2 protein-coding genes and 1 pseudogene are annotated in these 5,913 nt (G+C 46.1%); all 3 read left to right on the forward strand.

Features of this window, described 5'->3' with window-relative positions:
• Nucleotides 1-438: pseudogene (locus tag PVV65_RS08810) on the forward strand (phage tail protein); the annotation flags it as partial.
• A gap of 9 nt (nucleotides 439-447) precedes the next feature.
• A complete protein-coding gene (locus PVV65_RS08815) occupies nucleotides 448-669 on the forward strand; it encodes a hypothetical protein (RefSeq protein ID WP_273755696.1) in 222 nt (73 codons plus the stop codon).
• Between the two features lie 23 nt (nucleotides 670-692).
• On the forward strand, nucleotides 693-5,913 hold a 5,221-nt coding region (locus tag PVV65_RS08820; protein WP_273789906.1), incomplete at its 3' end, for a hypothetical protein.

A 5,913-nucleotide genomic window follows, 5' to 3' on the forward strand; every position in this document is an offset into this window, starting at 1 on the left:
GAACGTGGTCTAGATTCTTGGCGTTCATTTGCAAGTTTGCAAGGCTGTTCTTTGAAAGCGCATGAACATTTAATAGGTCCAGCATCTTCGGTTGAGCGTTCTTCACGAAAGAAACGGGATGTTTCTTCTTCTGAAGCTTCTTTGACAAGGCGAAGGAGAGACTGTACAGGCTTGCAGGTTAGCGCTGTTGAATGTGAGAAGATAATAGAGATCTTCATGAAAGAAGAGGTTCCCTTTTGGTTTACCGAAAAGGATAAGCCGCCCCGCTTGCCTTGGTTTATCCGGAATCCCTTTACGAGTTTTTTATATCATTCAGAACCTATAAAAGAAGGGATCTATGACAAAGCCCATCATGAGCATCACCTTTTGACCGAGAGGGTTGGGGGCGTTGAAACACGCCCCGTTAATGTGAGTATAATTTATGGGATAAAGACATGAGGAGATGAAATGTTATCCAAACCATTTGCAATATCAGAGCTTAACGACCCGTCTCAAGTACGGGTTGTTTTGTATTCAGGGGATCATTTTGTGCATGCGCCGCTTCAAGGGATTGTTGATTTAGTGAAAACAGCTTTGAAAACAGAGATTGATGGTTCGCTGAAAGATTTAGAGAAGCGTTTAGAGAGCTTAAGTGAAGAGCTTGAAGAATTGAAAGAGTGTTTATTGTAGGCATGATGTAAGGATTAAGGCAGATGAAGATACCCGATCATAGTCATGAATATCTGATACCGGTAGCAACAAGAGAAGAAATAGTTTCTGGTAGTTCGCAAGATAGTGTAGTTGTTCCGAAGATTTTAGGGACCGCTTCTTTGTATTCGTATGAAACTTTCGCACCGTTAGAACAGGTTGTTAATGCAAGGCAAGAAGCGGAAAAAGCGATGGCGCGTGCGAATGGAGCCCAACAAGTTGCAGAAGAATCAAAGCGCGTATCGGACCAAGCACTTAAAGAGGTGACGACAACGGGTGAAGCGGTTACAGCAGTGAGGACAACGGCCAATGTTGCGAAAGAGACAGCGGATAGCGCTAAGAGCTTAGCCGAAGAAGCCAAGAATGCCTCTGATGCAGCGAAGCACATGGCGGAAGAGAGCAAGGCAGCCGTTGATAGAGCTTCAGGGGAAATCAATGTTACGAAAGGTTCATTAGCGACGGCATTGGAAAGTTTTGCAGAAGTGAAGCAGATAAGTGACAGCGCAGTGAATGTCTCTACAGAAGCCAAGAGGTTAGCTGATGAATCGAAATCGATTGCAAATCGTGCAGAACAAACAGCGAGAGAAGCCTCCCGAACAGCCATGGAGACGACCCAAGTAGCCACGACAGCAGTAGCGACGAGTCATGAAGTTAAGACGGTAGCGACGCAAGCAAGTCTTAAGGCGGATGGCGCCAAACAGACAGCGGATGATGCCAAGGATATGGCAGGAAATGCGAAAGTTTTATCGGAACGGGCGACATCTTCAGTTACAGAACTCACTCAAAGAGTATCACAAGTACAAACGTCAATAGAGACAGCCTTAACAGAGGTAAGAGAAGGCAAGCAGACAGCAGAGACTGCGAAAGAGACATCAGAACAAGCATTAAGAGAAGCAAGTTCTGCGAAAGCAACATCATCTATGGCGTCGACGACAGCTAATGCAGCCAAGGGGGTTGCAGAAGAGGCAAAAGTTTTATCGGAGCAAGCGACATCTTCAGTTACCGAACTGACAAAAACAGTATCACAAGTACAAACATCGGTAGAGACAGCCTTAACAGAAGCAAGAGAAGCCAAGGAGAAGGGGGAAACCACACAAACGCTTTCAGGATTATCCAAGAGAACAGCGGATGAGGCGATAGCAAAAGCATCACAAAGCCAAACAACAGCGGATGAAGCGTTAAGAGAGTCAAGAGCGGCAAAGAATGTCGCAGAAGGGGCAAAACAAGCGTCAGAAACGTCACAAGAGGTAGCATTGGATGCGAAGAGCAAAGTAGAAAATTTAGAGACTGTTGCCAATTCAGCAAAGGAAAAGAGCGATCAGGCAACCCAAACGGCAACATTTGCAAAGAGGCTCTCAGAGGAAGCAAAGCAAGAATCCAGTGTTTCGAAGACAACCGCCTTAGAAGCCAAAAGCGTAGCAGATAGTGCCAATAGGAAATCCGAACAGGCACAGCAGGAATCAACCACGGCATCTCGGTTAGCTTCTGAAGCGAAGTCATTTGCGGAGCAGGCGTTACAAGCGGATAGACAAGCGATTCGTGAAGGGGATACAACGACAAAAAGTTTGGTAGAAGAAGTTCAGAAGAAAGCGGAAGCAGCCGAGAGATTAGCCCAAGAAAGTAAGAGCGTTTGTGAAGAAGCCAAGCAACTAGCCGCAGAAGCCAAGAATGCCTCGACGACTGCGCTTACAGAAGCGAGCGATGCGAAGGAGAGAGCATCTACAGCGGCGACATCAGTCAATGATGTTAGGAATATTTCTGAAGAAGTAAAAGGGTTAGCAGACACAGCGACGAGGGCATCTACAGAGGCGCAAAAGACATCAGAACAAGCTCTCAGTGAAGCTACGACTGCGAAATCAACGGCGGATAGGGCATCTAACACAGCTATGGATGCGAAGAGAATTGCTGGTGAAGCCAAAACATTATCAGAAGAAGCAAAGAAACTTGTTCAGGAAAACAAGGATGCTTTTGATGAATCGAATAAAACATTTGAAGAAGTTAAAGGTTTAGCGGAAAAAGCGAATACGGCATCTACAGAAGCGCAAAAGATAGCAGAACAATCTTTAAAAGAAGCAAGTTCTGCGAAGGTAATCGCCGATACGGCATCTAGTACAGCTATGGATGCGAAAAGGAAAGCCGAAAGCGTAGAGAGTGTTGCGAATACAGCAAAAGAGGTGAGTGATCAAGCAAATCAAACAGCTGAATCAGCGAAGAGGCTCTCAGAAGAAGCGAAAGAGGAAGCCAGTAATGTCAAGTTGACAGCCTTAGAAGCGAAAAGTGCGGCGGATAATGCACAGAGGCAAGCGGAACAAGCCCAACAGGGTGCAGCAGAAGCCACGAGAGTAGCCAATGAAGTCAAGGCAGCATCGCAAGTTAGTACAGAAACTGTAAAGAGCATAGCAGAAGAGGCAAAGAGTAAAGCGGAAACGGCAGAGAAGGTTGCACAAGAAGCCAAAAATGCTTCTGATGCTGCGAAGAAGGCTGTTGATGTCGTCCAATCCCTAGTAACGACGTCACAAGAGACAGCTGTGAATGCAAAGAGTAAAGCCGACAGTGTAGAGACAATTGCGCATGCAGCGAAAGCCACGAGTGAACAAGCGGTCAGTTTATCGACTGAAGCAAAGCGTGTAGCTGATGAATCTAAGTCTCTTGCGGAAGGAGCAGAGAGGTCAGCGAGAGAAGCAAAGCAGACAGCAGAGGAAGCTAAGGGTTTAGCAGAAGAATCTAAGGGACTAGCAGAGGGAGCCTCCACGACAGCCAATGATGCAAAAGGTATTAGTGAAACAGCTTTGACAGCAGCCAATCGAGCAGATCAGAAGGTTACAGAGGTAAGGCAGACAGTAGAACAAGCCTTAGCAGAGATCACAAGCGTTAAGGCAAGCGTATCTGATATAGAAACGACGGCAGGAGAGGCTAAGAGCGGATCAAGTGAAGCCAAACAAGTTGCAGAAACGGCAAGAGTTAAAGCAGCAGAGGCGCAAGCCAATGCAACAGAAGCGATGAAGGTAGCCAATGAAGCGAAGGTAGCGGCAGAGCAATCGGTACGTTTAGAGGGTGAAACGATACGCGGTGGAGAAGCGATCAAGGTTTTGGCAGAAGATGCGAAGAGCAAAGCGGAATCCGCACAGAGTGTTGTACAAGAAGCAAAAGAGACGGCATCACAGGCGTTGAGCGTAGCTAATGGCGCGAAAGCAACATCAGAAACGGCGGCGACTACAGCGACAGAAGCTAAGGGAGTAGCAGAGAGGGCATTAACCACAGCCAATGAAGCCAAAAGTGCGAGTGAAACAGCGACAACAACAGCGCATAGTGCGAAAGAAAACATTGAGAGAGCCGTTTTAGAGGCAGCAGATGCGAAGAGCAAAGCAGAAGAAGCAAAACAACGAGCGTCAGAAGCAAAAGATGCGTCTTCAAATGCTCTCACGGCTTCTACAGAAGCAAAGGATCAATCTTCACAGGCGATTACCTTAGTTAATGAGGCAAAAGGTATTAGTGAAGAAGCAAAGAGTTTAGCGGAAAAAGCGACAGCAACCTCCACAGAGGTACAAAAGACAGCAGAGCAAGCACGAACAGCATCGACTGATGCGAGCACGACGGCAAGCACGGCATTAACTACAGCCAATGAAGCGAAGGAGAGAGCAGAAGCAAACAAGAATGTTTGTGATGAGGTTAAACAGGCGTTGAGTGATGTAAAAAGCCTTGCAGAGAGGGCGGTATCAACAGCCAATGCGGCAAAGCAGACAGATGATGAGACGATACAAAAAGTCTCAGAATCATTGACGCAATCGAGTACAGCGAAGTCTATAGCAGAGGATGCAAAAAGCACAGCGGCAAGTGCAAAAGAGAAGGCAGAGCATGCAGAGCAACAAGCAAGTGAGGCGACGAGAATAGCGGGAGAGGCAAAAACAGCGGCAGAACAGGCTGTCCGTTCTGGAGAGGCAGCAGGGCAAGGGAGTGGAGAAGCGGTAAAGAGGATAGCCGATGAAGCAGACAAAATAGCTAAGGAAGCCAAACAGACAGCAGAGACTGCGAAAGAGACAGCGGAACAAGCGCGTAGTGAAGTGGGAAATGCAAAAAGTTTAGCTGATGACGCGTGGGATGAGGCCAATAGTGCGAAGCAAGTGGCATATAGCGCTAAAACTACAGCAAGTTTAGCGGAAACGGCAAGCGAAGAGGCCCAAGAAACCGCTGATATAGCGAAAAGAACAGCAGAAGAAGCCAAAGAAAGCGCCGATACAACGAAGAAAGAGCTTGGTGATATCAAGAGTTCCCTAGCAACAGCGACAACAGCTCATACAGTAGCTATACAAGCAAAAAATCTAGCTGAAAGAGTAAACACTTTTCTGAAACATTCTAATTTAAGCGTTTTGTCAGTTTCTACCCCGTTTCTTGTTGCGAGTGAGAAAATCCAACTAACCTTGAAAAAAGGAATACGCCTAACCTTGATACGAGGCAATGATATTTTGGTTGCAAGTAATACGGCAGATAAAATAATAAGCGTTCAGTCTCTTTCGGCGGGCAAGGATTATTATGTTTATTTGGTTTCTGATGGGGGAGATTCTCATAAATTTGTTGTCTCAGAAAACTCTACCTATCCAAACGGTTATACAGTCAATAATTCGCGCAAGATAGGAGGGTTTCATACGCTCTGTGCGGATGTTGGAACGATTGAAGGTCACCCATTGTCTGGTTATAGAGCGGGGGACATATTACCCAATTCTGTTTGGTGTTTGAATCACCGTCCGCATAGTTCTCCCGAAGGAATGGTGTATGACCCCTCTACGGATCTTTGGGTAGATATTTATCTTCAATCAGGAACGGGTGAAAATACCAAATCGACTTATGGTGTCCCTATCACCACCAATCGTAGTTATAGCGATCATGTATCAGATATGTTGCATATCAAGAAGTCGTTACTGAGTGATGAAGCGTTTGCTTCTGCGATGTATGGAAGTAATGACAAGACAAGTATTACGGGTAAGAAGGCACCCTCTCCAAAGACTTCAGGAGGTCATGTTGATACAGCAAATCGTCGGATGATATCGCATATAGGGTGTGAGGATGGTTGTGGTTATCTTTTGCAGTTTTTATCAGGAACTTTTGCGATGCAGATACAATCGAGTTCCACTTTGTGGACCAGTTTTACGACAGAATTGAATGTCTTGTCTGGTGGAGGGAGTTGGGAGGATATTACGAAGAGTGGTTCCTTTTATCGGAATGGTTTAC

It is taken from the genome of Bartonella sp. ML70XJBT (genome assembly GCF_028618425.1).
Lineage (GTDB): Bacteria > Pseudomonadota > Alphaproteobacteria > Rhizobiales > Rhizobiaceae > Bartonella.

Coding starts and splice junctions, on each gene's coding strand:
- PVV65_RS08815 (WP_273755696.1), top strand. CDS start 448: ATGTTATCCAAACCATTTGCAATATCAGAGCTTAACGACCCGTCTCAA.